General features: G+C 65.3%; 25 protein-coding genes and 2 tRNA genes. 12 read left to right on the top strand and 15 right to left on the bottom strand.

From position 1 onward, the window contains the following. Positions 1–62: 62 nt before the first annotated feature. On the bottom strand, positions 63–1,592 hold the full coding sequence (locus QW887_RS13600) for a TolC family outer membrane protein (protein ID WP_315729346.1): 1,530 nt from the start codon (positions 1,590–1,592) through the stop codon (positions 63–65). Positions 1,593–2,208: 616 nt separating this feature from the next. After that, a tRNA-Tyr gene (locus QW887_RS13595) sits at positions 2,209–2,294 on the bottom strand. A gap of 216 nt (positions 2,295–2,510) precedes the next feature. Here QW887_RS13595 and rlmB point away from each other — a divergent pair. Continuing rightward, positions 2,511–3,341 carry a 23S rRNA (guanosine(2251)-2'-O)-methyltransferase RlmB gene (rlmB, locus tag QW887_RS13590; RefSeq protein ID WP_315714637.1) on the top strand — a complete coding sequence of 277 codons (831 nt, stop codon included), beginning with the start codon at positions 2,511–2,513 and terminating at the stop codon, positions 3,339–3,341. A gap of 57 nt (positions 3,342–3,398) precedes the next feature. On the opposite strand, the gene QW887_RS13585 is transcribed toward rlmB, so the two are convergent. Both QW887_RS13585 and QW887_RS13580 read right to left on the bottom strand, forming a co-directional pair. After that, the gene (locus QW887_RS13585; RefSeq protein WP_315714638.1) at positions 3,399–3,863 is read right to left on the bottom strand and encodes a hypothetical protein; all 465 of its coding nucleotides are present in this window, start codon (positions 3,861–3,863) and stop codon (positions 3,399–3,401) included. A 56-nt stretch (positions 3,864–3,919) separates the two neighbouring features. Continuing rightward, positions 3,920–4,381, bottom strand: a complete 462-nt coding sequence (locus tag QW887_RS13580) for a hypothetical protein (protein WP_315714639.1) — start codon at positions 4,379–4,381, stop codon at positions 3,920–3,922. 363 nt (positions 4,382–4,744) lie between these two features. Here QW887_RS13580 and QW887_RS13575 point away from each other — a divergent pair, with 363 nt between their 5' ends. Both QW887_RS13575 and QW887_RS13570 read left to right on the top strand, forming a co-directional pair. Then, positions 4,745–5,230: a hypothetical protein gene (locus tag QW887_RS13575; protein WP_315714640.1), complete on the top strand. Its 486-nt coding sequence runs from the start codon at positions 4,745–4,747 to the stop codon at positions 5,228–5,230. Between the two features lie 193 nt (positions 5,231–5,423). After that, positions 5,424–5,498 (top strand) — tRNA-Thr (locus tag QW887_RS13570). 53 nt (positions 5,499–5,551) lie between these two features. Here the strand turns inward: QW887_RS13570 and QW887_RS13565 are convergent. The 3 genes from QW887_RS13565 to QW887_RS13555 form a co-directional block, all read right to left on the bottom strand. After that, positions 5,552–6,148 (bottom strand): DUF2147 domain-containing protein, encoded by a 597-nt coding sequence (locus QW887_RS13565; protein WP_315714641.1) that lies wholly within the window; start codon positions 6,146–6,148, stop codon positions 5,552–5,554. Positions 6,149–6,320: 172 nt separating this feature from the next. After that, positions 6,321–6,962, bottom strand: a complete 642-nt coding sequence (locus QW887_RS13560; protein WP_315714642.1) for a DUF3313 domain-containing protein — start codon at positions 6,960–6,962, stop codon at positions 6,321–6,323. A 249-nt stretch (positions 6,963–7,211) separates the two neighbouring features. Beyond that, positions 7,212–8,009, bottom strand: a complete 798-nt coding sequence (locus tag QW887_RS13555) for a TetR/AcrR family transcriptional regulator (RefSeq protein WP_315714643.1) — start codon at positions 8,007–8,009, stop codon at positions 7,212–7,214. 109 nt (positions 8,010–8,118) lie between these two features. Between QW887_RS13555 and QW887_RS13550 the strand changes: the two genes are divergently transcribed. Beyond that, positions 8,119–8,631, top strand: coding sequence for a hypothetical protein (locus QW887_RS13550; protein WP_315714644.1), 513 nt, complete (start codon positions 8,119–8,121; stop codon positions 8,629–8,631). Positions 8,632–8,695: 64 nt separating this feature from the next. On the opposite strand, the gene QW887_RS13545 is transcribed toward QW887_RS13550, so the two are convergent. Continuing rightward, positions 8,696–8,803, bottom strand: a complete 108-nt coding sequence (locus QW887_RS13545) for a hypothetical protein (protein WP_041750859.1) — start codon at positions 8,801–8,803, stop codon at positions 8,696–8,698. A gap of 180 nt (positions 8,804–8,983) precedes the next feature. Between QW887_RS13545 and QW887_RS13540 the strand changes: the two genes are divergently transcribed. Continuing rightward, entirely contained in the window at positions 8,984–9,229 is a 246-nt protein-coding gene (locus QW887_RS13540; protein ID WP_315714645.1) for a hypothetical protein, read from the top strand. A 240-nt stretch (positions 9,230–9,469) separates the two neighbouring features. Here the strand turns inward: QW887_RS13540 and QW887_RS13535 are convergent, their stop codons facing one another. The 4 genes from QW887_RS13535 to QW887_RS13520 form a co-directional block, all read right to left on the bottom strand. Next, on the bottom strand, positions 9,470–9,709 hold the full coding sequence (locus QW887_RS13535) for a DUF6719 family protein (protein ID WP_315714646.1): 240 nt from the start codon (positions 9,707–9,709) through the stop codon (positions 9,470–9,472). 220 nt (positions 9,710–9,929) lie between these two features. After that, positions 9,930–10,643, bottom strand: coding sequence for a porin family protein (locus QW887_RS13530; RefSeq protein ID WP_315714647.1), 714 nt, complete (start codon positions 10,641–10,643; stop codon positions 9,930–9,932). A gap of 299 nt (positions 10,644–10,942) precedes the next feature. Further along, a complete protein-coding gene (locus tag QW887_RS13525; protein ID WP_315776666.1) occupies positions 10,943–11,389 on the bottom strand; it encodes a hypothetical protein in 447 nt (148 codons plus the stop codon). A gap of 161 nt (positions 11,390–11,550) precedes the next feature. Continuing rightward, positions 11,551–11,892, bottom strand: coding sequence for a hypothetical protein (locus tag QW887_RS13520; RefSeq protein ID WP_315714648.1), 342 nt, complete (start codon positions 11,890–11,892; stop codon positions 11,551–11,553). 290 nt (positions 11,893–12,182) lie between these two features. Here QW887_RS13520 and QW887_RS13515 point away from each other — a divergent pair, with 290 nt between their 5' ends. Both QW887_RS13515 and QW887_RS13510 read left to right on the top strand, forming a co-directional pair. Beyond that, positions 12,183–12,728, top strand: coding sequence for a tetratricopeptide repeat protein (locus tag QW887_RS13515; protein WP_315714649.1), 546 nt, complete (start codon positions 12,183–12,185; stop codon positions 12,726–12,728). Positions 12,729–12,873: 145 nt separating this feature from the next. Further along, positions 12,874–14,262, top strand: coding sequence for a serine hydrolase domain-containing protein (locus QW887_RS13510; protein ID WP_315714650.1), 1,389 nt, complete (start codon positions 12,874–12,876; stop codon positions 14,260–14,262). A gap of 17 nt (positions 14,263–14,279) precedes the next feature. Here QW887_RS13510 and QW887_RS13505 read toward each other — a convergent pair whose 3' ends face one another. Then, positions 14,280–15,872 (bottom strand): S10 family serine carboxypeptidase-like protein, encoded by a 1,593-nt coding sequence (locus tag QW887_RS13505; protein WP_315714651.1) that lies wholly within the window; start codon positions 15,870–15,872, stop codon positions 14,280–14,282. Between the two features lie 233 nt (positions 15,873–16,105). Here QW887_RS13505 and QW887_RS13500 point away from each other — a divergent pair, with 233 nt between their 5' ends. The 5 genes from QW887_RS13500 to QW887_RS13480 all read left to right on the top strand — a co-directional run bounded on the left by QW887_RS13500 (position 16,106) and on the right by QW887_RS13480 (position 21,274). Further along, positions 16,106–16,789, top strand: a complete 684-nt coding sequence (locus tag QW887_RS13500; RefSeq protein WP_315714652.1) for a hypothetical protein — start codon at positions 16,106–16,108, stop codon at positions 16,787–16,789. Between the two features lie 11 nt (positions 16,790–16,800). After that, positions 16,801–18,954: an adenylate/guanylate cyclase domain-containing protein gene (locus QW887_RS13495; RefSeq protein ID WP_316164498.1), complete on the top strand. Its 2,154-nt coding sequence runs from the start codon at positions 16,801–16,803 to the stop codon at positions 18,952–18,954. 161 nt (positions 18,955–19,115) lie between these two features. After that, the gene (locus tag QW887_RS13490) at positions 19,116–19,895 is read left to right on the top strand and encodes an NAD kinase (protein ID WP_315714654.1); all 780 of its coding nucleotides are present in this window, start codon (positions 19,116–19,118) and stop codon (positions 19,893–19,895) included. Between the two features lie 124 nt (positions 19,896–20,019). Beyond that, positions 20,020–20,565, top strand: a complete 546-nt coding sequence (locus tag QW887_RS13485; protein WP_172107934.1) for a response regulator — start codon at positions 20,020–20,022, stop codon at positions 20,563–20,565. Between the two features lie 124 nt (positions 20,566–20,689). Beyond that, a complete protein-coding gene (locus QW887_RS13480; protein WP_315714655.1) occupies positions 20,690–21,274 on the top strand; it encodes an Hpt domain-containing protein in 585 nt (194 codons plus the stop codon). Between the two features lie 270 nt (positions 21,275–21,544). Here the strand turns inward: QW887_RS13480 and QW887_RS13475 are convergent, their stop codons facing one another. Then, positions 21,545–22,720, bottom strand: a complete 1,176-nt coding sequence (locus QW887_RS13475; protein ID WP_316164497.1) for a DUF2336 domain-containing protein — start codon at positions 22,718–22,720, stop codon at positions 21,545–21,547. Between the two features lie 288 nt (positions 22,721–23,008). Then, complete coding sequence (locus tag QW887_RS13470; protein ID WP_316194610.1) at positions 23,009–24,034, bottom strand: lytic transglycosylase domain-containing protein; 1,026 nt, start codon at positions 24,032–24,034, stop codon at positions 23,009–23,011. Positions 24,035–24,038: the final 4 nt, after the last annotated feature.

Genomic DNA, 24,038 nt, shown 5'->3' with positions numbered 1-24,038 from the left:
CGCAAAGTAAATGCGTATGGTGAAAAGCCGGCGCGACATGCACCGGCTCTTGTTAGTCTCACCTATTTCGGCGCGTGCCCGTTGGGGCTCTGAGCGTATCCGCCGTATTTTCCGGACGCGACGAACAGCGTCGTATCCTCGGGATCGCTCGAGGCCCACCGATCGCCAAAGGTAATCGGCGCGGGATGCTTCGGCGTACCGTCATGCAGGCCGAACATCGGCACCGGACCGGCGGAGCTCAGCGGCTGCGGTCCGGGCGCCGGCGCACTCAGCCGAATGGGCGCCAGGCTGTAGCCGATGAAGCCACTCGGCGTGTCCACCGGCTCGGTCTCCGGCGGATGCCCGGTCTTCAGGTAGTTCAGCATCTGGCCCATCGCGGCGAGCAGCTGATAGTCGGCAAACACCACCACACCGCGCGCCGACACCAGCGACACGTTGGCGTTGAAGTACTGGTTCTGGGAGTTCAAGAGATCGATCAGCGTGCGCTGGCCGAGCTCATACTCCTTGTTGTAGGCGACGAACGTGCGGCGGGCCGCTTCGACATCGCGGACAAGAGCTGAGACGCGATCGGCGGTGATGATCCGGGCCGCCCAGGCCTTGTCGATCGACTCCAGCGCATCGCGCTGCAGACGAGCATGCTTCTGCTGCTCCTGGATCATCCGCTGCGCGGCTTCTTCGCGGCGCCAGCTGTTCTGGCCGCCGTTGAAGATATCCCAGGATGCAACGACCTTGCCGCTGACCTCGTCGTAACGATTGTTGTAGGTGATCGATTCCTTGCCGGTCGTCGCGCGGCCTTCGAGCGAAAGCGTCGGCAGGAAGGTGCCGGTGGTGGCATCGAATCCCCGCTTGGCGGCCGTCACATCCGCCGCGGCAGCGCGCAGGGTCGGATTGAACTTGTAGGCGATGTCGAGCGATTCCGCCTTGTCCCGCGGCATGTCGGACAGCCGGCCGGGGAAACGCAGGTTATAAGGCTCGACGCCGACGACCTTGCGGTACTTCGCGCGCGCCACTTCGAGGCTGAGACGGAATTCCTCGAGCACGGCCTGCGCTGCCGCAACCCGTTCCTCGGCCTGCTGCGTGTCGCCCTCGCCGGCCCGGCCGCCCTGGAAACGGGCCAGCACGTTCTTGCGCAGTTCGAGATGAACCTTGAGGTTCTTCTCGGCCAGAGCGACCAGCCTGGAGTAGCGCACCACGTCGACATAGGCTTCGGCGGCATCGAGACCAATCAGTTCGGTTCGCTCCAGCACGCGGTACGCGGCGGCATCGACCCGCGCGGCCTGTCGCCACACTTCATTGATCGAGGAAAAGCCATCGAACAGCAATTGACGGACCACCACGCCGGCCTCGCGGCCGCGCAGGTAGCGGCCATTGTTGCTCGGCGCCGGCGAGACATACTGCTTGAGCATCTCCGGTCCGGCGCTCGCATCGAGCCGGACCTGCGGCAGCAGCGTCCCCTGGGACTGGCGAAGCTCGGCTTCGGTGGCCCGCCGATTGGCGGCGGCCTCTCCGACACCGGGATTGGTCTTCACCGCCTGGTTGATGGCGTCCTGGATGGTGAACGGCTCAGCGCCCAATGCCGGGCTAAAGCTCATTCCCACAACACATATGAAAATGGGTGTATATACGATCTTCAACATAGGGAACCGATAACAAACCCGAGATCGGCTCGCAATGTGACTCGCCACATTTGCGGCGAAAAGCCGCCCGGTTGTGGCAGAATAGCTACGCTCCGCCATATTCCTCAGGGCAAAGATTTCAAAATCTGAAGCGAAATCAACGTCGTGGGGATGACGTGAGGCTGAGGCGGTGATTTAAAGTCAGCTATTTATTTCATAAAGAAAAATCTCGCGTCAGAGAATGTCGAGTTTTTCGTGTTTATCTTCAATATGGACCGCTTCCGCGGCATTAACTGAGATGTCGCAGCCGGGGCCCTCAACCCGAGACGGCGGAACGGCAACAGGCGATCAGTCGCCCGCCATTGCCACGTCGGCCCCGCAGATGTCGGAAGCCTGGGTTCTGGCGCGTCGTCACGACAGCCGTGAGCGATCGCCGCCCAGGGATCGCGAACAACGAAGGATCCAATGAAGATCACGACCGGCCGGCAGACCCAGATGCGACCCATATATTTCGACGCATAGTCTGCAGGGAAGCAATGGCCAATGGGGTCCATTGTCCTCGAAAAATCTCGTGGAGCTGAGAGGCAGTGAATGGTGGGGGAGGCAGGACTCGAACCTGCGAAGCCATGAGGCGGCTGATTTACAGTCAGCTCCCTTTGCCACTCGGGACACTCCCCCGTATCGATGGCAATTCGGGCCGGCCGCGGAACAGCAGCGTCGGGACCATCAGCGCCATGGAGACGGTAAGACCGCGGGGCCCGAAGGAGCGGGCGCGCGCGGCCGGGGCCCTTATGATCGAACCCGGCCCTCGAAGTCAACCAAGGGACGACGAATTTTCCCGTCTCAGCGGTGCCAAATTGCCAGAATCCGCAGGCCGTGACAGAAGCTCGGGCCATGAGCGAACGCGATCGAAAGCCCCCTTTTCGCCGTCCGGGCGGTAAATTCTCCGGCAAACCGCGCGGATTCGAGCGCCCCCAGCCGTGGCGGGAGCGCGACCAGGACTCGGATGCCCCCGTCATTCTCTATGGCTGGCACACCGTGACCCTGGCGCTCGCCAATCCGAAGCGGCGGATTCGCAAGCTTTACCTGACCGAGAACGCCGCCAGGCGGCTTGCCGACGAGCGGATCGAGACGCGGGTGACGCCCGAGATCGTGCGCCCCAGCCAGATCGACCAGCGGCTCGGTCCGGACGCCGTGCACCAGGGCCTGTTGGCGGAGGCCGAGCCCCTGCCCTCGCCGGACATCGACACGCTCGCGGCCGAGGGACTGATCCTGGTGCTCGACCAGATCACCGACCCGCACAATGTCGGCGCAATCTTGCGCTCGGCAGCGGCGTTCGGCGTAAAGGCAATCGTGACCACCGCCCGCCACAGTCCGGAGGCCACCGGTGTACTGGCCAAGTCCGCATCGGGCGCCCTGGAGCTGGTGCCGATCATCACGGTGCAGAACCTCGCACGCGCGCTGACGCGGCTGAACGAGCGCGGCTTTCAGACGGTGGGGCTGGACAGCGCGGGCGAGGAGGACATCGCGGCGGTCGCCTTGCGCGAGCCGCTCGCACTGGTGCTGGGCGCCGAGGGCAAGGGCCTGCGGCAATTGACGCGCGAGACCTGCAGCGTCGTGGCGCGGCTCGACATGCCCGGCGCGATCAAGAGCCTCAACGTCTCCAATGCCGCCGTGCTCGCGCTCTATATCGGCGCGAGCCGGCTCGGCTTGATGTCAAAATGACGAAACGCCCGCGCGCATGAGGCGCACGGGCGTTGGCGCGAACGAACGTCCGTCTGATCAGTAATAGCGGCGCAGCACGCGCTGCCCGTGATAATAAGGCGAAGCGCCCCAGCGATAGGCGTGGCGGCGGTGATGATAGCTGTAGACCGGAAGCGCCTGCTCCTCATAGGCAGGATACGGCGCGAAGGCGCCAGGACCGCTGTAGGTCGGGCCCTGGTTGACATAGTAATACTGCCGGGTCGGCTCGGGCAGCCGCTCATAGCTCGCGCCGCAGGCGCCGCAGCCATGGCCGTAGGTGTAGGTGTAGCCGGGCTGATAGAAATATTGCGGCCGATACGTCACCGTGGGCTGGTACGTCACGGTCGGCTGATAGGTGACGGTCGGCTGATAGGTGACCTGCGGCGCGCACGGCGCGGCGTAGCCGCACGGGCCGCAGGCGGTGGCGCCGCAGGCCGCGGCCGGCGCGCTGCCGGCGACGGCGAGGCCGGCAATGGCGACAAGTCCTGAAACTACTCCACGCATAACTCTCTCCTGTTGATCTGTTCTTGCTTGGTCTGGCGTCGATGGTGAGTTGCTGGCTAGCGGCGGTAGGCCGGCGGCCGATTGGGATAGCCGCGAGGATCACCATCGGGCGGAGCCAGGATGACGGCAGGCGGATACATCGGCACCGCCGGCTCCGGCGGCTGCATCTGGGATTGGGCGCCCCACGAGCGGGAATAGCTCTCGGCCGGCTTCGGCAGCTTGCGATCGGCCGGCGGCTCGATCTCCATCCGGCCATAGCCGGGCCTTGCTCCGAGGGTTGGATAGTAATGGCCAACATATGGCTCGGGCTCGACCGGCCGGCCGCCATAGATCGTCGGCTGCATGTAGTTGCCCCTGCCAAGACCGTACTGGCCTTCGACGACGGCGTAGGACGCATCGATGCCGTTGATGACGACGGGCACGCCGGGCCGCTGCGGAATGACGATCTCGAAGCCTTCGCTGGCGAGCGCGGCGGAAGACGCTCCAATCAGAATCACAAGAGCCGTTGTAGTACGCATGAATTCACGCCCCGGTTGCCATCCTACCAATACCGCAACGCGCGCCCCGATGGGTTAAACGCGCACATCAATCTGCTGGTAAGACTAACGCGGGAGCCACCATTCCGGGTTAAAGCCCGGGTGGGGTTCGAGTGCGAGGGTTAATGGCTGATCATCAGCCGATGAGCGACAATATTGCCAGCATCAACCCCGCTGCCCTGTCCGCAAGACTAACAGCCTTCGGGTCGGAGCAAGCCGGACCGCAACCGCGGCTCCGGCCTCCGAAGGCACTGGGCCTCATGCCGTTCCAAAACATTCCCGTCGCGGCGGGAACGACGGGGCCGGCTTGCGCTTAGCAGGTGGGGCGCAACGATGGAGTATTCCATGACACGATTTGCTATTCTCGGGGCTGCGGTACTCGCAACGGCGCTCGCCGGCCCGGCCATGGCGCGCGACGTGCACCACCGGCATATGAACCACCAGCAGGAAGGAATGATGCAGCACCGGCACATGGCCCGCCAGGACGGGGCCATGATGCAGCAGCGCACCGATACCGGATGGAACAACAACGGCTGGGATCGCCGCAACAGCGGCTTCTGGCCGGCTGACGTCGCCGCTGGAGCGGTCGGCACCGCTGCCGGCATCGCAGGCGCAGCCATCGGAACCGCCGGCGCCATCGCGACCGCGCCGTTCCGCACCGCGGATGCCTATGCGTACAGTCCCGGCCCCTCTTACGGCCAACCGAGCTATGATCGCGGCCCGAACGGCTATTATGGCGACTGGAACAGTTACGCGACCCGCAACGGCCTGGTCTGCCGCCCCGGCACCATGTTCAAGGGCAGCGACGGGCTGATGCACATCTGCCAGTAAAGATCGAGCCGGAGCGGCTTCGACGATCGGCTCCGACAGGGGCGGCCCAACGGCCGCCCTTTTTGCTGGGCTGATGGCAGAAGCGGCGCTCACGCGGGGAGTAGCCGGACTGCATCAACTCTGGTAGGAACACCGCGCTTCGCGAGACCTCGTCGCAAACTGACGACGAGATCTCCGCCACCAATGTGCATTCGCCGGCTTAGCTCAGCGGTAGAGCAGCGGTTTTGTAAACCGAAGGTCGGGGGTTCAATCCCCTCAGCCGGCACCAGCTTCCGTGAAGTTGGGATTTGCTGCGGCAATGGCTGTCACCGGCTTTAGGCGTCAATTCGCCCTCGTCCTGACCGCGGGTTTGGCGATGCCGGTCGCCGACGGCGGCCTGGGCGCAGTCCACTCTGGATCCGGCAACGGCCCGCCGCCCTCGCCGGTCGCTCCGATGAGTTGGCCGGGCACCTGATCCGTGACCAGCACCCAGCCTTGCGTCGCGCAGAACAGCCCGAGCAGACAGCCCTTGACCGCCAGCATCTTCGGGCCCTCGCGCCAGATCGAGACGGCATAGGTCTTGCCGTCCTCGGCGTTGTAGACCTCGCCGCTGTGGCGGCCTTCGGCGTTCAGCTTCAGGCCGAGCAGCATCTGGTGGCCCAGCAGCAGACGGCCGCGCCTGGCCGGATCGGGATTCAGCCGGTCGCGGAACGGCTGCCCCTTGGCATCCGCCGTCGCCTTCATCCACACGATGTAGCCGCAGACGCGGTCGGCCATCGCGCCACAGCGCTCGACGCGGACGCGGGCGCGGCCGTCCTCGGTCAACCATGTGCCGAACGGATCGCCGACGGGAGCGGCGTGACCGCGGCCCTCCGCCATCGACAGCAGCAGGCCGACGACGATGCGTAAGCCGACGCGCAGAACGAATCTCAATGTCATGTCCAGGGACCTCACTGTCTCCATGGCCTCGAGCCACGCGCTCGTACGGCCGGGTTGACGTCACCGCTGACTGCCCGAGATCTGGCCGTGCCCTCGATGCCAAAGCGCGCACACGAAGGCGCCCCGATGCGGGGCCATCTGCCCGCGCGACGCGATCGTTCGCACGGCCCGCTCACTGGAGCTGCGCGACCAGGGCCTCGGCGCCCTTGTCGATTCCGGCCTCGGCGGCCGCGAGCGCACCAACGCTGGCCTTGATGTCGTAGGGCGAGGGATATTGCTTGCTGACGAAGGCGCTCAGCAGTCGCCCGCTCGCGGCATCGAAGATCTCGGCCGCGTAGAATACCGAGCCGGTCAGCAGTCCCTCACCGTCGCGTGCACTCTGCACGCCGTTGTAGAGGGCTCCCGCGAGATCAAAGCGCGAGGCGGTGCCGAGCACCGGCGTGTTGGCGACGGCGCCGGTCAGGGTGAGCCGCACGCGCAGCGTATTCGGCCCCCGCTGATGGACGATCTGGAAGCGCGCCGAGAGACTTTCCAGGAAACGCCGCTGCATGTAGGCGGCGAGCGCAGCCTTGTCCCGGTCGGACATGTCGCCGAACTGATGATCCGCGCCGCGATAGATCACGACCGGATCGAGCGTCACCTTGTCGTAGCTGCGCCAGTCGGTGGCAGTCCCGTAGCGGTAAGGCACCCGGCCCGATGGATCGGATGTGTTGGGCGCCAGATAGTGCGCCGACGCCACCCCGGAATAGGCCACCGGCGTCACCGTGTTGCATCCGGCACAGAGGCTCGCGGCGATCGCCGCGAAGCCAGACATCGGAAATCGACTCCTCATCCCCTCCTCCACGATTGCGGCGCCGTTGCCAGCGCGTCCACATGGCCACCTCAATAAACCGACCAGACGGTTTGTAAATACGAAATCGAATGAAATGAATTGTTCACACGTCGATGCGGTCGGCACGGGACCTCCAGGAGGCATCGGCGGACGGAAGTCGGACGGCAAGCCAGCCCGACTTCGCTCAGATCGAACCGTCCAATGATGGAGATGGCGCCGAGCTCGAGCGTGTCATCGCTCCCCGGTCGTCCCGACCTGCCGGAATGTGGTCCATTGTTGGTCGTCGAGCAGGCGGGCAAACAGACGGTCCAGATCCGGCTGCTCCAGCGGCGAGACGCGCAGCATCGTCATCAAGGCAAGCCCACGTGCCGCCGCCCATCGCAGGACCGCGAGATCAGCGTCATCGGCCTCGCCGCGGATCTCGGCTACTCTCTCGGCATCCTTGGCACGGGCATCGGCCAGCAATCCCGGCTCCTGGGCGAGCGCCCCGAGCATGGCCTGAGCCACCGAATATTGCTGGGCGATCAGCTCCCGCGAGATCGCAATCTGCGTCGCGAGTTCGGGCTGATCAGCCGCTTTGCCGGCTCCAGCCCTGTACCTGCTGGCGAATTCGTCGAAATGCAGGAATTGCTGTTCCAGCAGAGCCTTGAGCACCGCTTCCTTGTTGGGAAACTGGTGCATCAGGCCGCCCTTGCTCAGCCCGCTCTCGCGGGCGATGGCGTCGAGCGTCAGCCGCCCCGGACCATCGCGGGCGATGATGGTGAGGGCGGCGGTGAGCGCGGCCTTGCGCGACCGCTCGGAGCGTGAAGGGTTGTCCATCGAAGTCTGCGAAGTGCCCGGACGGTGCACGAAGGTTGCGAGCAGATGATGCCCCGAAGACCGGGGCGGCTCGGCCATAGGGGCGAGCCGCGCTCCTCTGTCAAGAAGAGCTCCGGAAAAACGCCGCTTAGGAACCATCTGTGCGGGATTGGATTTCCGGTATCGCCTTTCGCGGGTGGGGGACGAAACGAGTTCAGACTGTGGCAACATTGTTGTCACATCTCACCTAGAACTCCTGCTTATCCCCAGAAGTCACTGGTCTTCAACTTGATTTCGTCAGCCGCTTTTGTTGCAATTGAGGCATCGGGGGACAAGCGTCATGACGTGGAAGGAAGAGCGTGATGCGCTGATCGCGCAGACCATGGCCTTTGTGCAGTCTGTGACCGGCAAGCCGGCCGACTTCGCCCAGTTCGAGCTGCCTACCGTTCCGGTCGGCACCCCCATCACACCGCAGCAGGCCGGGGCCGGTCGCCCGACGCACGCCGCTGTCGAGCACGTGATCGCCAACACCGTTGAAACCGAGGCACGTCGCGGCGGCAACGTGCAAGTCGCAATCCCCAATGCCGTGGGGGAGCCTGCAAGGCCGAGAGCGCCCGACGCCATTGCATCCGAGGCTTCGTTCGCCGCCCCGAGCCCGGTCCCTGCGGAGCGTTTCACCAGCATCGCCTCGCAGCTCGATCTCCAGCGCGACATGCAGGCGGAGATTCGCGCCCGCGTCGCGCGCTTCCGGGCCCATCAGGAGCGCTTCAATCGGGAGCGTCAGGAATATTTCAGCGCGACACTCGCGCGCCTGAAAGCATCGGCCGGACGGAGCGCCCTCCCTGAGGACTAAAGGCGACCGCGCTGAGGATCTATGGCCGAGGGTACACAAACATATCCGCAATCGCCGCGCCGGCTCACAGCCAGGCGCACAGCAGCGCCACATTGGCGACGAAGGCGAGCAGCAGCCCAAAGGCGAGCGTCAGCTGGATCCGCCCGCAGAAGATGTGGAGATCGGTTCCCATGGGCTTAACCATCTGGCGATTCTAGCCCCGGAGTCCCACGGATTCTTTTTTCAAAAATTTAGGACTCGTTTACGACTCGGCCGCCCGAAAAGGCCCCTTTCCTGCCCCAGGCGCGCCAGTGTCTCGCTGCACGTGCCGTTCATTCTCGGTTCATCCTTCGCTTCTCTGGAGCTGTTTGGAATGCCCTACGCGCTGTTTTGCAACGACGCCAAGTTGAGCAAGGCCTATCCGACCGAGGGGGATGTCTGGCGGCTGGCGCGGCAGAGCGGGCTGGTGGTGGACGTGATGATCAATGCGCGATCGACCGCGCATCTGCAGCTCGACAATGATTACGAGATCCGGCCCTGCGCCGCCGAGCCCGAGGAAGATCCCTGGCAGAACCGTGCCGAAGCCGAGCAGGAGTTCAACATCCCGTTCGCATCCTGAGCGGCTGCGGCGGAAGCGCGCCGCGGGTGATACTTCTCGGGTGATACTTATAGTCTCTGTGCGCTGCTGTCCCCGAGCCTCGCCGTGCCTGGACGGAAGCCGCCGGCAGAAGACATTCACGTCTTCATGCCAGTCCGGTCCCGCGGACGACTTGCCTTCATCAAGGATTTTTCGACAGACAGACCCGCGATCAGCGGGCAGCCGGAGCTGCCCGCTGGAAGGTCGCCATGAAGCCCGTTCTCAGGGCGTCGCCGTCGCCAGCGATGCCGTTTCGGCCGGAAGGGCGACACAGGCACGCTTGCGGCTGACACCGCGGATCGCACCGGTCACCTTCAGCACCTTGCCCGACGGGCAGGACGCGGTTTGCACCAGCGCCACCTCGTAGGGGGCCAGCATCAACGGTTCGGTCTTCAGAACGGTCTGGGCGGAGCACGGCAAAACAGCCGCCGACAACAACAGCACGGACACCAAGATACGCATGTGGGATGATCCATCAAACCGGCGCACCGATAATATCAACTGATGGCGAAAGTTTCACGAAGGTTTGAAAATTTTTTCGCACTGCGTGAGCGATCGCGAAACCATCGCCAGCCAACCACCGGAGAGCAACACGCCCGCACCAGACGGCGCGGGCGTGTTGGAATTGAGGCGTGATCCGCTTCCAGCCGAACGCCGCCGGCCGCGGGCTCGGCGATCTCGCTTAGTACTTGCTGGCGGCTGGTCCGCCCCAGCCGAAGCGGTAATTCACGCCGACCTTGACCGTATGCTCGTCGCTGTTGAAGCGGCTGCCCACAACCGGAGCCGGCCCACCCGTGAAGGTCGTATTGCCGAAATTGTAGTACTGGTATTCAGCCTTGGCCGACCAGTTCGGCGCGAACATGTATTCGAGGCCGGCGCCGACGGTGTAGCCGTCCTTGGTATTGCCGGACGTGCTGAAGCCCGTCGGCACGCCGGCGACGCTCACCCCGAGATTGTTGCCGTCCCGCCAGGCATAACCGCCCTTGGCATAGAGCAACGCCGGTCCCCAGGTGTAGCCGAGACGGCCGGTGACCGAGCCGAGCTGGTTGGCGCCGGTCGAGGTCACGACCGCAGCCCCCGGGAAGCCGAAATTGGTCGTATTGCGATCCATCCAGCTGTACTGGGCTTCGATGCCGAGCACCCAGTTCGGGGCGAACTGGTAGTCGAAGCCGCCCTGCACGCCGCCCAGGAAGCGGCCGTTGTTGCCTTCCAGGCTGTTATTGCCCGCGAAGGCGCCGCCGAGGTGACCACCGAGATAGAAGCCGGTCCAGTTGTAGATCGCCTGAGGCGGCGTGTAGACCGGCGCCTTGGTGTAGGTGCGCGGAGGCATATCGGCGGCGAAAGCCGGGGCAGCCAATGTGGTCAAAGCCACTGCACTGAACAAAAACCGCTTCATGGGACGTCCCCGTTATTCGTTTGCGACATCTATCGAACATCATGGCCGCATTTGGGTTGCCCGGTGGCGGTGACGCAGCTGTGATTGCCGCTGCGGTGTCACCAGAGGGCAACAAAGGCCTTTTGTTCCATAGGCTTCCCGAATATTTCGTGAAGCTGACGCCTCGCCCGATATTTGGTCGCCGCGAGGCGACAAAGCGTTCGGTCCATCCCCGATTTGTGATCGGGCAAGCGGCTTGGCAAGGCGCTGCGACGACGTGGCAATCCTTCGAAAACGCCGGGACCTGAAAACGCCGCGGTCTAGCGCGTGAGGCCCGCCAGCTCCGGGAATGGCGCGTAAGTCGACCCGGCACAGAGCTCGCCGGCATCCTCGACCAGACGGTCGAACCGGCCGTCGACGAACACCGCCGCGCGCTCCTGCGCCGGACGGTAGCTGCCGTCGGACTCGCGCGCCGCATAACGGAGGCAGCTCACATAGCGCAGCCGGCCACCGACCGTCCGTTGCACCGGCTCCGCCATGACGCCGTCGCGCACCCCGACCGGATTGTTCAGGTAGGTCCTGAGATAGGACAGGATCTCGCTGCGGTGGTTGGCCGGAAACGGCTGGCTGCCGACGCCGCGATCGCCGGTGTAGGAGATGCCGCGATTGTCCTCGCTCATGAACGCGGCGGGACCTCCGCTGGCGCACCCCGCCAACAGCAGCGCCAGCGCGGTTGCCGGCCACCAGCTCGTTCTCCCCATCCCCAGGCGCCCAACTCTTGAAAGCCAATCCCGCGGCCGTTCTAGCTCAAAGCCAGAGGCCGGGAAATCCGTCCCGGCTCACGCCTTCGTCAAGCCGCTGCCGCCGGAGCGCTCTGGCGCGCTCCGGCGGTCAACGACCAGATCGGCTCTGCGCGGCCTTGGCTAGATCAGCCGCGGCGGGTCGCCGGCGTCACGCGCTTGAAGCTCACCTTGTTGTGATGGCCGAGATGCGCCACGTGGCGATGCTTGTGGCGGACAAGCGAGGCATGCGGCTTGGTCTTCGTCTTGCCGACGGTGGGCTTCATCTCGTTCGCCTTGTCGCCGGCCTGCGTCGCGCCCGGCTTGGTGGCGTTGGTCTTGGCCGCATCGGTCTTGCTCACATCGGTCTTCGCGGTGCCAGTGGTCTGGCTGGACTTCGCGGACGTATCGGTTTTTGCAGCACCAGCAGCGAATGCGGGCGCAGTCAGGATCGACGCGGCGAGCAGCGCAACAGACATTGACTTCAGCATGGTCGTCTCCGTGATGTGAAGATCTGGAGGCACCATCCAGTCTGGATGGGCTCGTGATCATGGAGACGACGATAGGGAACCGGCACTGAACCCACCCTGAAGTAAAGCGCTGTTTTCGGTTCATGGACATGAAGGGATAGTCATCGAGGTGACTGGTCTGTCATCATGTCGTCCGTATAATGCACCGATCGCGGCGCAAAATCCGCGCAAATGGCCGGGAATATTTCGCAGCTGCGGGAGTTCTTCCCCGTACGCAGTCACCTGTTGGATCGACAACTCGGGAGATACGAATGAAAAAGTCTGCGCTCAGGATTGCCACGCTGGCTCTGTTCTCGATGGCCGTGGCCTCCGGGCCGCTGCTTCTGTCGAAGGCCTATGCCGCGGGCAGCGATACCCCGTCGTCGCCGCCGGCGTCGGATTCGGGCAAGAAGAAGAAGGACAAGAGCTCGAGCATCGAAGATCCGAAGTTCCTGGCGGCCTATCGCACGGCCTATACCTCGATCTATGATCGCGGCGACTACGCCACCGCGATCCAGCAGCTCAAGGCGCTGAACCGCGAGGACGTCGCCGACGTTGCCAATCTGATCGGCTACTCCTATCGCAAGCTCGGCAACTACCAGGCCTCCAAGCAGTACTACGAGCAGGCCCTGGCGGATGATCCGAACCACGTGCGCACCTGGCAGTACTACGGCCTGTGGCAGCTCGAACAGGGCAACCGCGAGCAGGCCAAGTACCACCTCGACAAGGTCGCGCAGCTCGCCGGCACCAACAGCCCCGAATATCGCTCGCTGGCCGACGCGCTCGAGAAGCAGCCGGGCACCGGCCTCGTCTACTGACGACGCGATCGGACCAGCTCCGATCTCGAAAGTGGCGCAACCCGAAAGGGTTGCGCCATTTTCGTTTGTCCGCTGTCGTTGATCCGTTATGGATGAAACCTCGTGCAGACCATTTTCATCAGATTTTTGAATGGGAGATTGCCTCGTGGAGTCCTGGCTTGGCGCAGCACTCGATTACATCAGGGATTGGCTGGCCTTTCAGGTCGCGGTCTCCGAGCAACCCGGTTGCATTATTGCGATCGCCCATCGCGGTGAGATCGTCCTGGAGGCGGCCTTCGGGCACGCCAATCTCGACAGCGGCGAGAAGCTGACGCCGCGGCACCGCTTCCGCATCGCTTCGCACACCAAGGCGTTCACCGCCGCCGCCATCATGCGCCTGCGCGAGCACAAGCGGTTGAAGCTCGACGACACCGTCGGACAATACGTCAAGGATCTGCATCCGGATGTCGCCGCGGCCACACTGAACCAGCTGCTGTCGCACACGGCAGGCCTGATCCGTGACGGCAAGGATTCCGGCCAGTTCACGGATGGCCGGTCCTATCTCGACAAGGACGAACTGCTGGCCGAGCTGAAGCAGCCGCCGGCGATCGATCCCAACAGCCGGTTCAAATATTCCAACCATGGCTACGGCCTGCTCGGCATGGTCATCGAGGCGATCACCGGCGAGCCCTACCCGGCCTGGCTGCAGCGCGAGATCATGACGCCGCTGGCTTTGCGAGAAAGCGCGCCCGACATGACGCTGCTCGGCAAGAGTGTCCCATTCGCGCGCGGCCATTCACGCGTCGTCCCCGTGGGCCGCCGGGTCGTGATTCCCGGCGACAATCCGACCAACGCGATCATGCCGGCAGCGGGCATCGTCGCGACCGCGGCCGACACCGCCCGCTTCTTCGCCCAGCTTGCCCCGAACGCGAAGAAGAGCCTGCTGTCGGTCGCTAGCCGGCGCGAGATGGTGCGCCGGCAATGGCGCGTGCCCCAGGACGTCGAAGAGGCCTATTACGGCCTGGCGCTCATGAGCGGGACAACGGCCGGCTTCGACTGGTTCGGCCATGGCGGCGGCTTCCAGGGCTACATCTCGCGGACGTCGGTCATTCCCGCCCGCGACATCACGATCACCGTGCTGACCAATGCCGTCGACGGCTGGGCACCCGGCTGGGCCAATGGCGTCAAGTTCATCCTGCAGGCCTTCGCCACCCACGGCGCGCCGTCGCGCAAGACGCGCGACTGGACCGGCCGCTGGTGGACGCTGTGGGGCGCCGTCGATCTCGTCCCGTTTGGTGACAAGGTCATGGTCGCCAATCCGGTATTCATCAACCCGTTCCTCGATGCCGCCCGCATCGAGGTGACCGGACGCGACACCGGGCGCATCGTGCACGCGGCCGGCTATGCCAGCCATGGTGAGGCGGTGCGGCGCGTGCGCACCAAGTCCGGCGTCAGCGAGATCTGGCTCGCCGGCGCACGGGTGCGGCCGGAGCGCGTGGTGAAGGCCGAGATGGAGCGGAAATATCCCAAGGGCCGGCGCAAGAAAGACTCATAGCCCGGGTGTCGCTGCACTCATCGGGCCTCCTCCCTGCCCTCCTTCATCAACGCCTCGGCCTCGCCGCGGAAGGCTTTGCGCGCATCGTCGCGGGAATAGAACATGTGGCCGCCCGGATAGACCACGAGCTTGACCCGCGGCGGCCGCGCGAAGGCCGGCAATTGGTCGAGCAGGATCTTCGAGCCGTAATATGGCGTGGCGAGATCGAACAGGCCGTGGCCGACCAGGAGTTTGAGCTTGGGATCGAGCGCGAGAATCTGCCGGAGTTCGCCGGTGGACTCCGGCGGGTTGGTGCCCTTTCCGAAATCCCATGACCGGTTCACCGCCCCGCTCAACAGCTCATAGGAGCCGTCGGGGTGCCAGTTCAGCTTGCGTGTCGTCAGCTCGACCGCGGCGCTGGTCAACGGCGCGGTGAGCACGTCCCCGGATGGATCGGAGCTGCGCGAGCGGCTCGAATCCGGATAGGGATCGATGCCCAGCACCGAGCCGTCATAGCGCCCGGTGATGCGGCCGTTCTTGCGGTCGAACTCACGGCGAAACTCCGAGACGTCGAAGCGGCCGGCCAGCCTGCGGCTGACCACCTGGTCGATGCCGGTCAGGGTCGCGACCCTGTCGGCGAGCCGATTGGTGGCTTCCGTATCGGCCTCGCCTTTGACGAGATCGAGCAGGAAGTCGCCGCTGGCGTAACGCTCGACATCGGCAAGATCGGCGCGGGTCACCGGCCCCTTCATCTGCTTCGCGACGGCCGCATAGCTCGGCAGGCTCGCGACATATTGCATCAGGCTCGAGCCGGAATAGTCGCGAAAGTCCATCAGCGGCGACAGCAGGATCAGGCCGCTGATGCCGATGCCCTGGTCATGCTGCAGGTTGTTGACGATCTTCGGACCGCGAATGCCGCCATAGCTCTCGGCCGTGATGAATTTGGGCGATGCGAGACGGTCGTGCTTCTCCAGCCAGCGACGCACCACGAGCGACAGCGAACGCACGTCGCCGTCGACCGAGAAGAACCGTTTGCGCACCTCGTCGCCGGTTGCGACGAAACGGCTGTAGCCGGTCCCGACGGGATCAATGAACACCAGATCGGTAAAGTCGAGCCAGGTGTCTGCATTCGGCATCAGCTCCAGCTTCGACGACGGCGTCACGCTGGCCGCGTCGATTCCGATCCGCCACGGACCGGCATTGCCGAGCTGCAGATAGGCGGACGAGGCACCCGGCCCGCCGTTGAAGAAGAAGGTCACCGGGCGGCTGGCGCGGTCGGCGCCATCGAGCTGATACGAAGTGTAGGCGATGTCGGCCTGCGGCTCGCTCTTGTCGTCGAACAGGCGGATCGAACCGGCAGTCGCCGTGAACGACAGCGTGCGGCCGGGCAGTTCGAGCTTCTGTGTCGTGGTGGAGTCCGGCGGCAACTTGTGCTGCTCGGCGGTCGATGCTGAGCCGGGCGGGCTGGCGGCGCGATTTCCGGCCGAGCCGGTGCGATGCGAGCCCGGCGCTGCGGCGTCGTGCGCCGCCGGTGGCGCATCCTCGGCGTGCAGGGCCGGGCTGGCGAGCAGTGCCGTCACGGTCAAAGCCATCAGTCTCGGCCACGCGACGGACGATCTCATCCCTGCCATCAGCTCACTCCCCTAGGCGCTTGGCGCAACACGCCACCTCTGCAAGGGCATGAACCGCGGCTTGGGAGCAAGCTCAAGCAACTCTTCCGTGATCCAAGTCACATCCGCACCAGTGCCTGTTCCCCTCAGGTGTGTTATGGGCTCGAACCTCTCCATCGCCTCCGACGTCCCATCACTGGGACACCCAGGTTTGGGGCAAGAGGCCGCCGCCGATTGCGATCACGGAGTTCATCATGAAGTTGCCGACGCTCATCATCGCAGCCCTCTCCGGGCTCGCCGGACCGGCCGTGATCGGATCGCCGGCAGCCTGGGCCGGTCCGCCAGCGGCGCTGGTCGAGGACGTCCAGGGTGATGTGGCCGGCGCCGAGCTGATGGACTATGTCGCGCCCGGCCAGGTGATCAAGCTCGGCCCGGATGGCGCCGTGGTGATGAGCTACCTCAAATCGTGCCGGCGCGAGACGGTCAACGGCGCCGGCAGTGTCACCGTCGGCCCCGGCGAAAGCACGGTCGACGGCGCGACGCTCAAGAGCGACATCGTCAATTGCGACGCCAGCCATGCACAGGCCACCTCGCGCGAGACCAGCGAGGTCGCGGCGACGATCGTGCGCAGCGTCGGACCGGACAGCGCGCCGGTGGCGCAGGCGATCATCTACAGCGCGTCGCCCATCTTCGAGGCCAAAGGGCGCGGCACGCTGACCGTCGAACGCCTCGACCAGCCCGGCGAGCGCCAGCAGGTCGAGCTCTCGGGCCGGCAATACAAGGGACGATTCTACGATTTCGCCGGCACCAGTCACCCGCTCACGCCCGGCGGCACCTATGTCGCGAGCTTCAGCAACTTGCGCATCGTGTTCAAGGTCGATGCACAGGCCAAGGCAGGCCCCGGCCCTGCGGTCGGGCGATTGATCCGGTTCAACTGAGCCGAAAGCTCTTGTCGGTGGCGATCGGACGCCGGACGCGCGACGCGCTTGCCGTCATCGCCATCGCGCTGGCGTGCGCGGGCCTGTTCGTGTCGCCCCTCTTCGAGCGCGGCCGCGGCCTGTCGCTGGATGCACTGACATGGCTGCGCTTCGAGACCTTCGGCAACCGTCACGATGCAGCAGCGAGTCCGGCGGTGGTGATCGCGGTCGACGAGGAGAGCTACCAGGCGCCCCCCTTCAAGGGCGCGCCGCTGTTGACCTGGACCGGCGAGATCGGGCGCGTGCTGACGGCCGTCCTCGACGGCGGCGCCAAGGTGGTCGGCTTCGACATCGTGTTCCAGACTTCGATCGAGCAGTCGGAGATTCCGCTCGGCGACAGCACTCTCGGCGAGAAGACGCGCGGCTTCGATCGCGACTTCCTGCGTGCGCTCGCGGCCGCGGCCGCCGGCGGCAAGGTGGTGCTGGGCGAGATCTTTGCCGAGCCGCCGATCCTGCCCGCGCCCGGACAGCGCATCGCGGTGCGCCAGCAGCAGAACCTTCGTCCGCTCAACACCTATACCGACAGCGACGATGTCGTCCGCCGCCATCCGCTGACGCTGTCGGTCGACGGCAAGGCCGTTCCGAGCATGGCGTTGGAATTGGCGGGGCGCGCAACCGGCACCGCGCCGGTCATTGCCGCCGATGGCGTCACACTCGGTGCGTACATGGTGCCCGGCAGCGTGCCGAGCACCATGACCCTGAATTTCGCCGGCGGCGCCCAGGACATTCCGACCTATTCGTTTGCCGACTTGCGCGCCTGCGCGCTCAAGGGCGACAAGGACTATTTTCACCGCGAGTTCGCCGGCAAGGTCGTCCTGCTCGGCACCGTCGGGATCGAGGATCGGCGGCTCACCTCGAAGCGCTTCGCAACCCGCGCCGAGGGCGGGCGGCGGCCGCGCTGCGTTCTGGACGAGCGCAGGATTGCCGAGACGTTCGCCCGCAGCACCATTGCCGGCGTCTACATCCACGCCACGGCGGTGAACAATCTGGTGCGGCAGGATGCGGTCACCGAACTCGGACGCCCAGCGATCTTCGCCATCGCCGCAACCATCGCCCTGCTGGCTGCGCTGCTCGCCCGATTGCTGCGCCCCGCCTCTGCAGCGGCAATCCTGGCAGGGCTCGCGCTGCTCTACACCGCGCTTGCCACCGCCCTCTTCGACCATGCCTACGGGCTGCCCTTGACGGAGCCGCTCGCAGCCGGCGCGCTCGCGCTGGCTGCGACCACCGGCTATCGTTTCATGGTCACCGACAAGGACCGCAGGCTGCTGCAGAAGAGCTTTGCCTATTACCTCGCACCGCACGAGATCGACCGCATGCTCGCCTCGCGCCGGCTGCCGCAGCTCGGCGGCGAGACCCGCGAGGTCACCGTGTTCTTCTCCGACATCGAGGGCTTCTCGCGCCTCGCCGAGCAGATGGCGCCGGAGCAGCTCATGGCGCTCACCAACGAATATCTCTCGGCCATGACCGACGTCATCGAAAGCCACGACGGCTATGTCGACAAATACATCGGCGACTCCGTGGTCGCCGTGTTCGGCGCTCCGCTCGACGATCCCGACCATGCGCGCAGCGCGGCGCGTGCAGCGCTCGACTGCAAGGTGAGGCTCGCCGAGCTCAACCATTCGTCGACGGCGTTCCAGGGCATCAAGGTGGCACAGCGCATCGGCATCAACAGCGGCGCCGCGCTGGTCGGCAATTTCGGCTCGCAACGCCGCTTCAACTACTCCGTCATGAGCGACGCCGTGAACGTGGCCTCGCGGCTGGAGGGCGCCAACAAATTCTACGGCACCACGATCATCGCCTCCGAGAGCACGGTGGCGCTGGCCGGCACCGAGTTTGCCTGGCGCGAGCTCGACACCATCCGGGTCAAGGGCCGCGAGCAGTCACTGAAGATCTACGAGCTGCATGGCCGCGCAGCCGAGCTCACGCCGGAGGAACAGGCCCTCCTCACCAGCTATGCCACAGGCCTTGCGCACTGGCGCGCCGGCGAGCTGCCGCAAGCAGTCGACTGCTTCGCGCAAAGCGCACTGAGCGATCCGCCAAGCCACTTCTTCGCCGAACGCGTGAAAGCAAGCTTGGCGACCGGATCCCTGGCCTGGGACCCAGTGCGCAGCCTGCAGGAAAAATGACGCCACGATGACTTCCGTGCGTGCGCGCACGTCCGGGCCATATCAGCCTCATCCCGGCCCCATTGCCCCAGGATACCGGCCGCGATGGACAAGCACGGGCAAGGTCGGCTAGACGACACGGCGCCTGTCACCGGCCAACCGACCAGCGAGCCCTGCGACGCATGACCACGTCCAAGCGATATGAGCGGATCGCCTTCGTCGCGAGTCCGAGTGCCGAAGCCCAGGCCGCACTGACGCAGCTCTCCGCGCTGTACGGCAACTCCGATCCCGACCTGGCGGACGTCGTGGTCGCGCTCGGCGGCGATGGCCTGATGCTGCAGACGCTGCACGACCACATGCGGTCGGGAAAGCCGATCTACGGCATGCATCGCGGCACGGTCGGCTTCCTGATGAACGAATTCAGCACGATCGATCTGCACGGACGGCTCGAAGCGGCGCAGGAATCGGTGATCCATCCGCTGCTGATGCGGGCGACCGATGCCGCGGGCGTCGTTCACATCCACCACGCCATCAACGAGGTCTACCTGTTCCGCCAGACGGCACAGACGGCGCGGCTGCGCATCCTGATCGATGAGCGCGAGCGCATGCCGGAGCTGATCGCCGACGGCGTGCTCGTCGCCACGCCCGCAGGCTCCACCGCCTATAACCTCTCGGTGCAGGGCCCGATCCTGCCGATCAACGCCGCACTGCTGGCGCTGACGCCGATCAGCGCGTTCCGGCCGCGTCGCTGGCGCGGCGCCCTGCTGCCGAACACGGCCTATGTGATCATCGAGGTGCTCGAAGGCGACAAGCGGCCGGTCGCGGCGGTGGCCGACCATGACGAGGTCCGCAACGTCCAGCGGGTCGAGGTGCTCTCCGACAAGACGATCTCGATGCGGATGCTGTTCGACGCCGGCCACAGCCTGGAAGAGCGGATCCTGAGCGAGCAGTTCGGCTACTGACATCGGGCGGTTTTCCGCGCCTTTTTGCTCCGTGGCCGCGCTGCGCAACGCTTTGTTAACCCGCGGCTCCGTATGGTTAATGTGGGTATACCGCCATCACCGGTGATCCCTTCGGGCCGGCCAAATGTACCGCATCGACTTCAACAAGCTGCGCTTTCTCGTCTGCGACGACAACCCGCACATGCGCCGCATCCTGCGCACGCTGCTGCATTCGTTCGGCGCCCGTGAGGTCAACGAGGCCGAGGACGGCGCGACCGCGCTCGAGATGTACACTCATTTCTCGCCAGATATCGTCATCACCGACTGGGCAATGCCGATCTTTGACGGCCTCGAGCTCGCGCAGATGATCCGGCAGCCGGAAGCCAAGGGCAATCCCTACGCGCCGATCATCATGCTGACGGGACATTCGGAGAAGCGCCGCGTCACCGTCGCGCGCGACGCCGGCGTCACGGAATTCCTCGCCAAGCCGATCTCGGCCAAGGGCCTGTATCAGCGCATCCTCAACGTGGTCGCCAATCCGCGGCCCTTCATCAAGACCAAGACCTATTTCGGCCCGGACCGGCGCCGCAACACCAACACGGCCTATATCGGGCCGGAACGCCGGATCGGCGGCGAGGCGGAGATCTTCCAGCAGCCGTCACTTCTGGATAAGGCGCGCTCCGCAGTTTAGGGGCGCGGCAGTGAGCCCGCGTTAACGCAATCCGGGGATCGGCGCCCAGAGCGCCAAGGTCCTCGGCTATGAATCGGGGAAGTGGGTCGATTTGCGTTGATCGGCATCATCAGGGGATATCGAGATGGCGAAAGACAAGGCCCCGGCGGTCCAGGTCAAGACCTACGCCTCGCATCACGTCATCACCCAGCCCAATCCGCTGAAGAAGGTGCTGCGCCGCGCCGAGGAGAAGGATCTCGACGATCCGATCGCACGCGCGGAAGCCGCGCTGGCCGGGCTGTCCGGCGAGTTCAAATCGTGGATGGACACCGAGGCCGATCGTCTGACCGAGGCCTATGCAGCAGTGCTCAAGACCGGCTTCGACGACGACGCCTGCGAGGAGATGTTTCGCGCCGCCCACGACATCAAGGGCGACGCCGCGACCTTCGGCTATCCCGCCGCTGCCGAGGTTGCCGATAGCCTGTGCCGGATCATCGAGCACGCGCCCGACCTCGAAAAGGTCCCCGCCGAGCTGTTCGAGCATCACGTCAACGCCATCCAGGCGATCGTGCATGATCATACGAAGTATGACAGCGCGACGGTCGCAGGCGAATTGAGCCGCCGGCTGCGCCGCGTGGCGGACGACTATCTGATCCAGGTCAACCGCAACCGGCCTGAGCATCTCGAAGCGATCCTGGCGCCGAGCCTCGTGCCGAGCGATCAGCCATAGGCCGGCAGGCCGCTCACTATCCATGCATTCCATCGCAGGATCGTTGGCCACCATCCATCCTGGCGTCATTTCGGGGCATCGCGCAGCGATGAGCCCGGAATCCATCGCCATAGAATGGAATGTGAGGCGCGCGAGCGGTGACAGCTTGCCTCGGCACGTTGCCCTGTGGTTACGGATTCCGGGCTCGCGCTTCGCGCGCCCCGGAATGACGGGCGGAGAGAGGTCGGCCTTAATCTGCTGAGGAATCCGCGGACGAACAGGCGAGCTGCGCTAGGCCGCGATCAGTCCGAACTCCAGCCCGGCGACGAAATCCTCCGCCATCACCTCGTCGCAGAACTCGCGGGCCTCGTCGCGCGCGGATTCGGTGGCGAAGCGGCGCAGCAGGATCAAGAGCGGCGCGGCCGCGTCGCGGTCGGTGGCGCAATGGGTGAGCACGCGCTCCACCATCTTGCGACGCAGGATCGCTGCTCCGCTCAGGGTGTCGGCAAAGCCGTTCTCGCGGCAGACCTCGAGCGCGATGCTGAACGCGTCGAAGGTGGTGTCGGGAATGCCGGCCTTGCGCAGCAGCCCCTGCAGGCTGGCGCGACCGCGATCGTTGAGCAGCGCCGACACCCGCGCCCGCGGCATGTCGGCGAGCTCCGATAGCGCGATCTCGAACAATTCGACGTTGCCGGAGAGAAGCGCGCGCAGGATCAGGCCCGCGGTGAGTTGCGAGGTTGCGCGCAGATGCTGGACCAGCCCGCGCAGCTCCTCGCCGCGCGAGCGCGCCGCGATGGTGATGGTCGAGCGGTCGCGCGCCTCATTGGTGATGCGCCCTGCCCTGTCGGCGCTGAGCCAGTTCCTGGCGACGACGAACTGCGCCAGCGTCTCGGACAGCTTGTCGACCAGCGCCGCGCGCGTCGCGGCCGGCAGGTCGTCCAGCACCAGCATCGCTTCGCGGATGGCGGCGAGGTGGCCGTGGCGCTCGACGATGCGGTCCCAGGAGAACGGCGCGAGCTCGGCATAGGCATTCTCGATCAGCTCGAGCGCGGCGGCGGCGCTGCCGACCTCGGCGATCGCGGCGCACACCGGCGCGGGCAGGCCGACGCGGCGCGCGATCGCGCATTGCGTGTCGGAGTTGCCGGTCGCGACGATGTCGACGAGGTCGGCATCGATCAAGAGCGGCGAATGTTCGAGGACGATGGCGGCCACGGAAGCCTGGTCCGTGGCGAGCGCCTGGACGATGGCGGCCGGCGCCTCCTCCGAGCGGGCGAACACCTCCGCCATCGCCTGCCGCACCAGCGGCGACGGATCGTCCAGCAGCATGAGGAGCGCGCCCTCCGCGGCGCCGCGATCCTCATCGCAAAGATCCGACAACAGCCACGCCCGCGCGAGCGCCCTGGTGGCCTCTGCCCGCTCACCGGCGGGTGCGGTTCTGACCCAACTGAGAAACTGCCGAACGATCATGGTCTTTCCGGCTTACGCAACTTGCAGACAAAGGCCACGAGGGCCTCAACAGCACCGAAAATAAACCACGACGCTTAACAAAGCGTTCACCATAAGTGGCTGGTTTTGTTGATGTTTTGTTAAGGCGGCAAGTTGTTTACATACTATGGTACCACTCAACGCCGCATTTGGCCGTAATCCGACGGGGGAAATGCGGCCGCCGCCAGCGGCGCGAGCCGCGGCGGGACTTCAAAATAGTTCTTTTTGATCAATGGTTCAGCGACGAGCGCGACCGCCTTCGCCGGTGCATCAGCCCGAGAAGGTGCCGTGCGGATCGCTGAACAGGTCGAGCCTGCGCTGACTATTGCCGCTGGCATCGATACTGCCGCTCTCCGACGGGGTCGCGCTGGCAACCGATGAATGGCCCCACAACTCGCGCACGGTCGGCGAGACCGCCTGGCTCGACTGGCCGTCAACCTGGAATAGCGAACGAAACATCGGATCTGCCGGCCGGTTGACCGCCGACGCATCGGCCGTCGTCGAGGAGCCGGACCGGGATGAACCGCGCGCATCCGGAAACATCGACAGGAAGGTTGCGGTGTCGGTGGTCGGCAGCGCGCCGCCGCCGGCCGCATTGGCCGCGACATTCGTCCCACCATAGAGTGCAAGCGCGCCCCTGGTGGCCGAGGAATTGGCGGCGCCGGCATAGCGCGTGTTCAGGACCGCATAGACCTGGGACACGCTGCGGGCTTGTCCGTCGCGATCGTAGAAGATCGGCCGGTTGGCCGCGGCGGCGCTGGGAAACATCCGCGCAGCCGATGCATTCGGAGTTTCCTGGGTGCTGGTGATCAGCTTCGCGGCGCCGCCAACGCCCATGAAGTGCGCCATGTAGAGCTCGGCGTCGGTCGGCCGGCGGCCGATCTTGACGGTGAGCTGGAAGCTGTTCGATTGCGTAAGCGCCGCCGCCATTGCGGACGACGCCTGCGGGTCGTCACGCAGCTTCATGATCGCCTGCCGCATGGCGGGATCGCTGACCGTGTAGTCGCCCGACGGTGTCCGGGTGATTGCGTCGGCATATTGGCCATAGCCGAGATCGGCGCCGGCTTCCTTCACCGTGCCGAGCCAGGTCTGGTCGATGAACTGGTAGAGGCCGCGCGCTGATGACGTCGAGGCGCCGGCGGTCGGATTGAAGTCGGACTCCATCTTGGCGGTCGACAGCAGATATTCGAAGCTGGTGCCGACGCTGTCAGCGGCCTGCTTGATCGCGCCGGCGACCTTCGCCCGGACGCCATCGAGGAAACCGGTGGACGATGAGTTGGATGCGTCGACCGACATGGGA

This window comes from Bradyrhizobium sp. SZCCHNRI3052, assembly GCF_032484895.1.
GTDB lineage: Bacteria > Pseudomonadota > Alphaproteobacteria > Rhizobiales > Xanthobacteraceae > Bradyrhizobium.
The sequence above is the reverse complement of the archived record's forward strand: the minus strand, read 5'-3'. Positions and strand labels throughout refer to the sequence as shown.

Coding starts and splice junctions, on each gene's coding strand:
- QW887_RS13600 (WP_315729346.1), bottom strand. CDS start 1,592: ATGAGCTTTAGCCCGGCATTGGGCGCTGAGCCGTTCACCATCCAGGAC.
- rlmB (WP_315714637.1), top strand. CDS start 2,511: ATGAGCGAACGCGATCGAAAGCCCCCTTTTCGCCGTCCGGGCGGTAAA.
- QW887_RS13585 (WP_315714638.1), bottom strand. CDS start 3,863: ATGCGTGGAGTAGTTTCAGGACTTGTCGCCATTGCCGGCCTCGCCGTC.
- QW887_RS13580 (WP_315714639.1), bottom strand. CDS start 4,381: ATGCGTACTACAACGGCTCTTGTGATTCTGATTGGAGCGTCTTCCGCC.
- QW887_RS13575 (WP_315714640.1), top strand. CDS start 4,745: ATGACACGATTTGCTATTCTCGGGGCTGCGGTACTCGCAACGGCGCTC.
- QW887_RS13565 (WP_315714641.1), bottom strand. CDS start 6,148: ATGACATTGAGATTCGTTCTGCGCGTCGGCTTACGCATCGTCGTCGGC.
- QW887_RS13560 (WP_315714642.1), bottom strand. CDS start 6,962: ATGTCTGGCTTCGCGGCGATCGCCGCGAGCCTCTGTGCCGGATGCAAC.
- QW887_RS13555 (WP_315714643.1), bottom strand. CDS start 8,009: ATGTTGCCACAGTCTGAACTCGTTTCGTCCCCCACCCGCGAAAGGCGA.
- QW887_RS13550 (WP_315714644.1), top strand. CDS start 8,119: ATGACGTGGAAGGAAGAGCGTGATGCGCTGATCGCGCAGACCATGGCC.
- QW887_RS13545 (WP_041750859.1), bottom strand. CDS start 8,803: ATGGGAACCGATCTCCACATCTTCTGCGGGCGGATCCAGCTGACGCTC.
- QW887_RS13540 (WP_315714645.1), top strand. CDS start 8,984: ATGCCCTACGCGCTGTTTTGCAACGACGCCAAGTTGAGCAAGGCCTAT.
- QW887_RS13535 (WP_315714646.1), bottom strand. CDS start 9,709: ATGCGTATCTTGGTGTCCGTGCTGTTGTTGTCGGCGGCTGTTTTGCCG.
- QW887_RS13530 (WP_315714647.1), bottom strand. CDS start 10,643: ATGAAGCGGTTTTTGTTCAGTGCAGTGGCTTTGACCACATTGGCTGCC.
- QW887_RS13520 (WP_315714648.1), bottom strand. CDS start 11,892: ATGCTGAAGTCAATGTCTGTTGCGCTGCTCGCCGCGTCGATCCTGACT.
- QW887_RS13515 (WP_315714649.1), top strand. CDS start 12,183: ATGAAAAAGTCTGCGCTCAGGATTGCCACGCTGGCTCTGTTCTCGATG.
- QW887_RS13505 (WP_315714651.1), bottom strand. CDS start 15,872: ATGGCAGGGATGAGATCGTCCGTCGCGTGGCCGAGACTGATGGCTTTG.
- QW887_RS13500 (WP_315714652.1), top strand. CDS start 16,106: ATGAAGTTGCCGACGCTCATCATCGCAGCCCTCTCCGGGCTCGCCGGA.
- QW887_RS13490 (WP_315714654.1), top strand. CDS start 19,116: ATGACCACGTCCAAGCGATATGAGCGGATCGCCTTCGTCGCGAGTCCG.
- QW887_RS13485 (WP_172107934.1), top strand. CDS start 20,020: ATGTACCGCATCGACTTCAACAAGCTGCGCTTTCTCGTCTGCGACGAC.
- QW887_RS13480 (WP_315714655.1), top strand. CDS start 20,690: ATGGCGAAAGACAAGGCCCCGGCGGTCCAGGTCAAGACCTACGCCTCG.
- QW887_RS13475 (WP_316164497.1), bottom strand. CDS start 22,720: ATGATCGTTCGGCAGTTTCTCAGTTGGGTCAGAACCGCACCCGCCGGT.
- QW887_RS13470 (WP_316194610.1), bottom strand. CDS start 24,034: ATGTCGGTCGACGCATCCAACTCATCGTCCACCGGTTTCCTCGATGGC.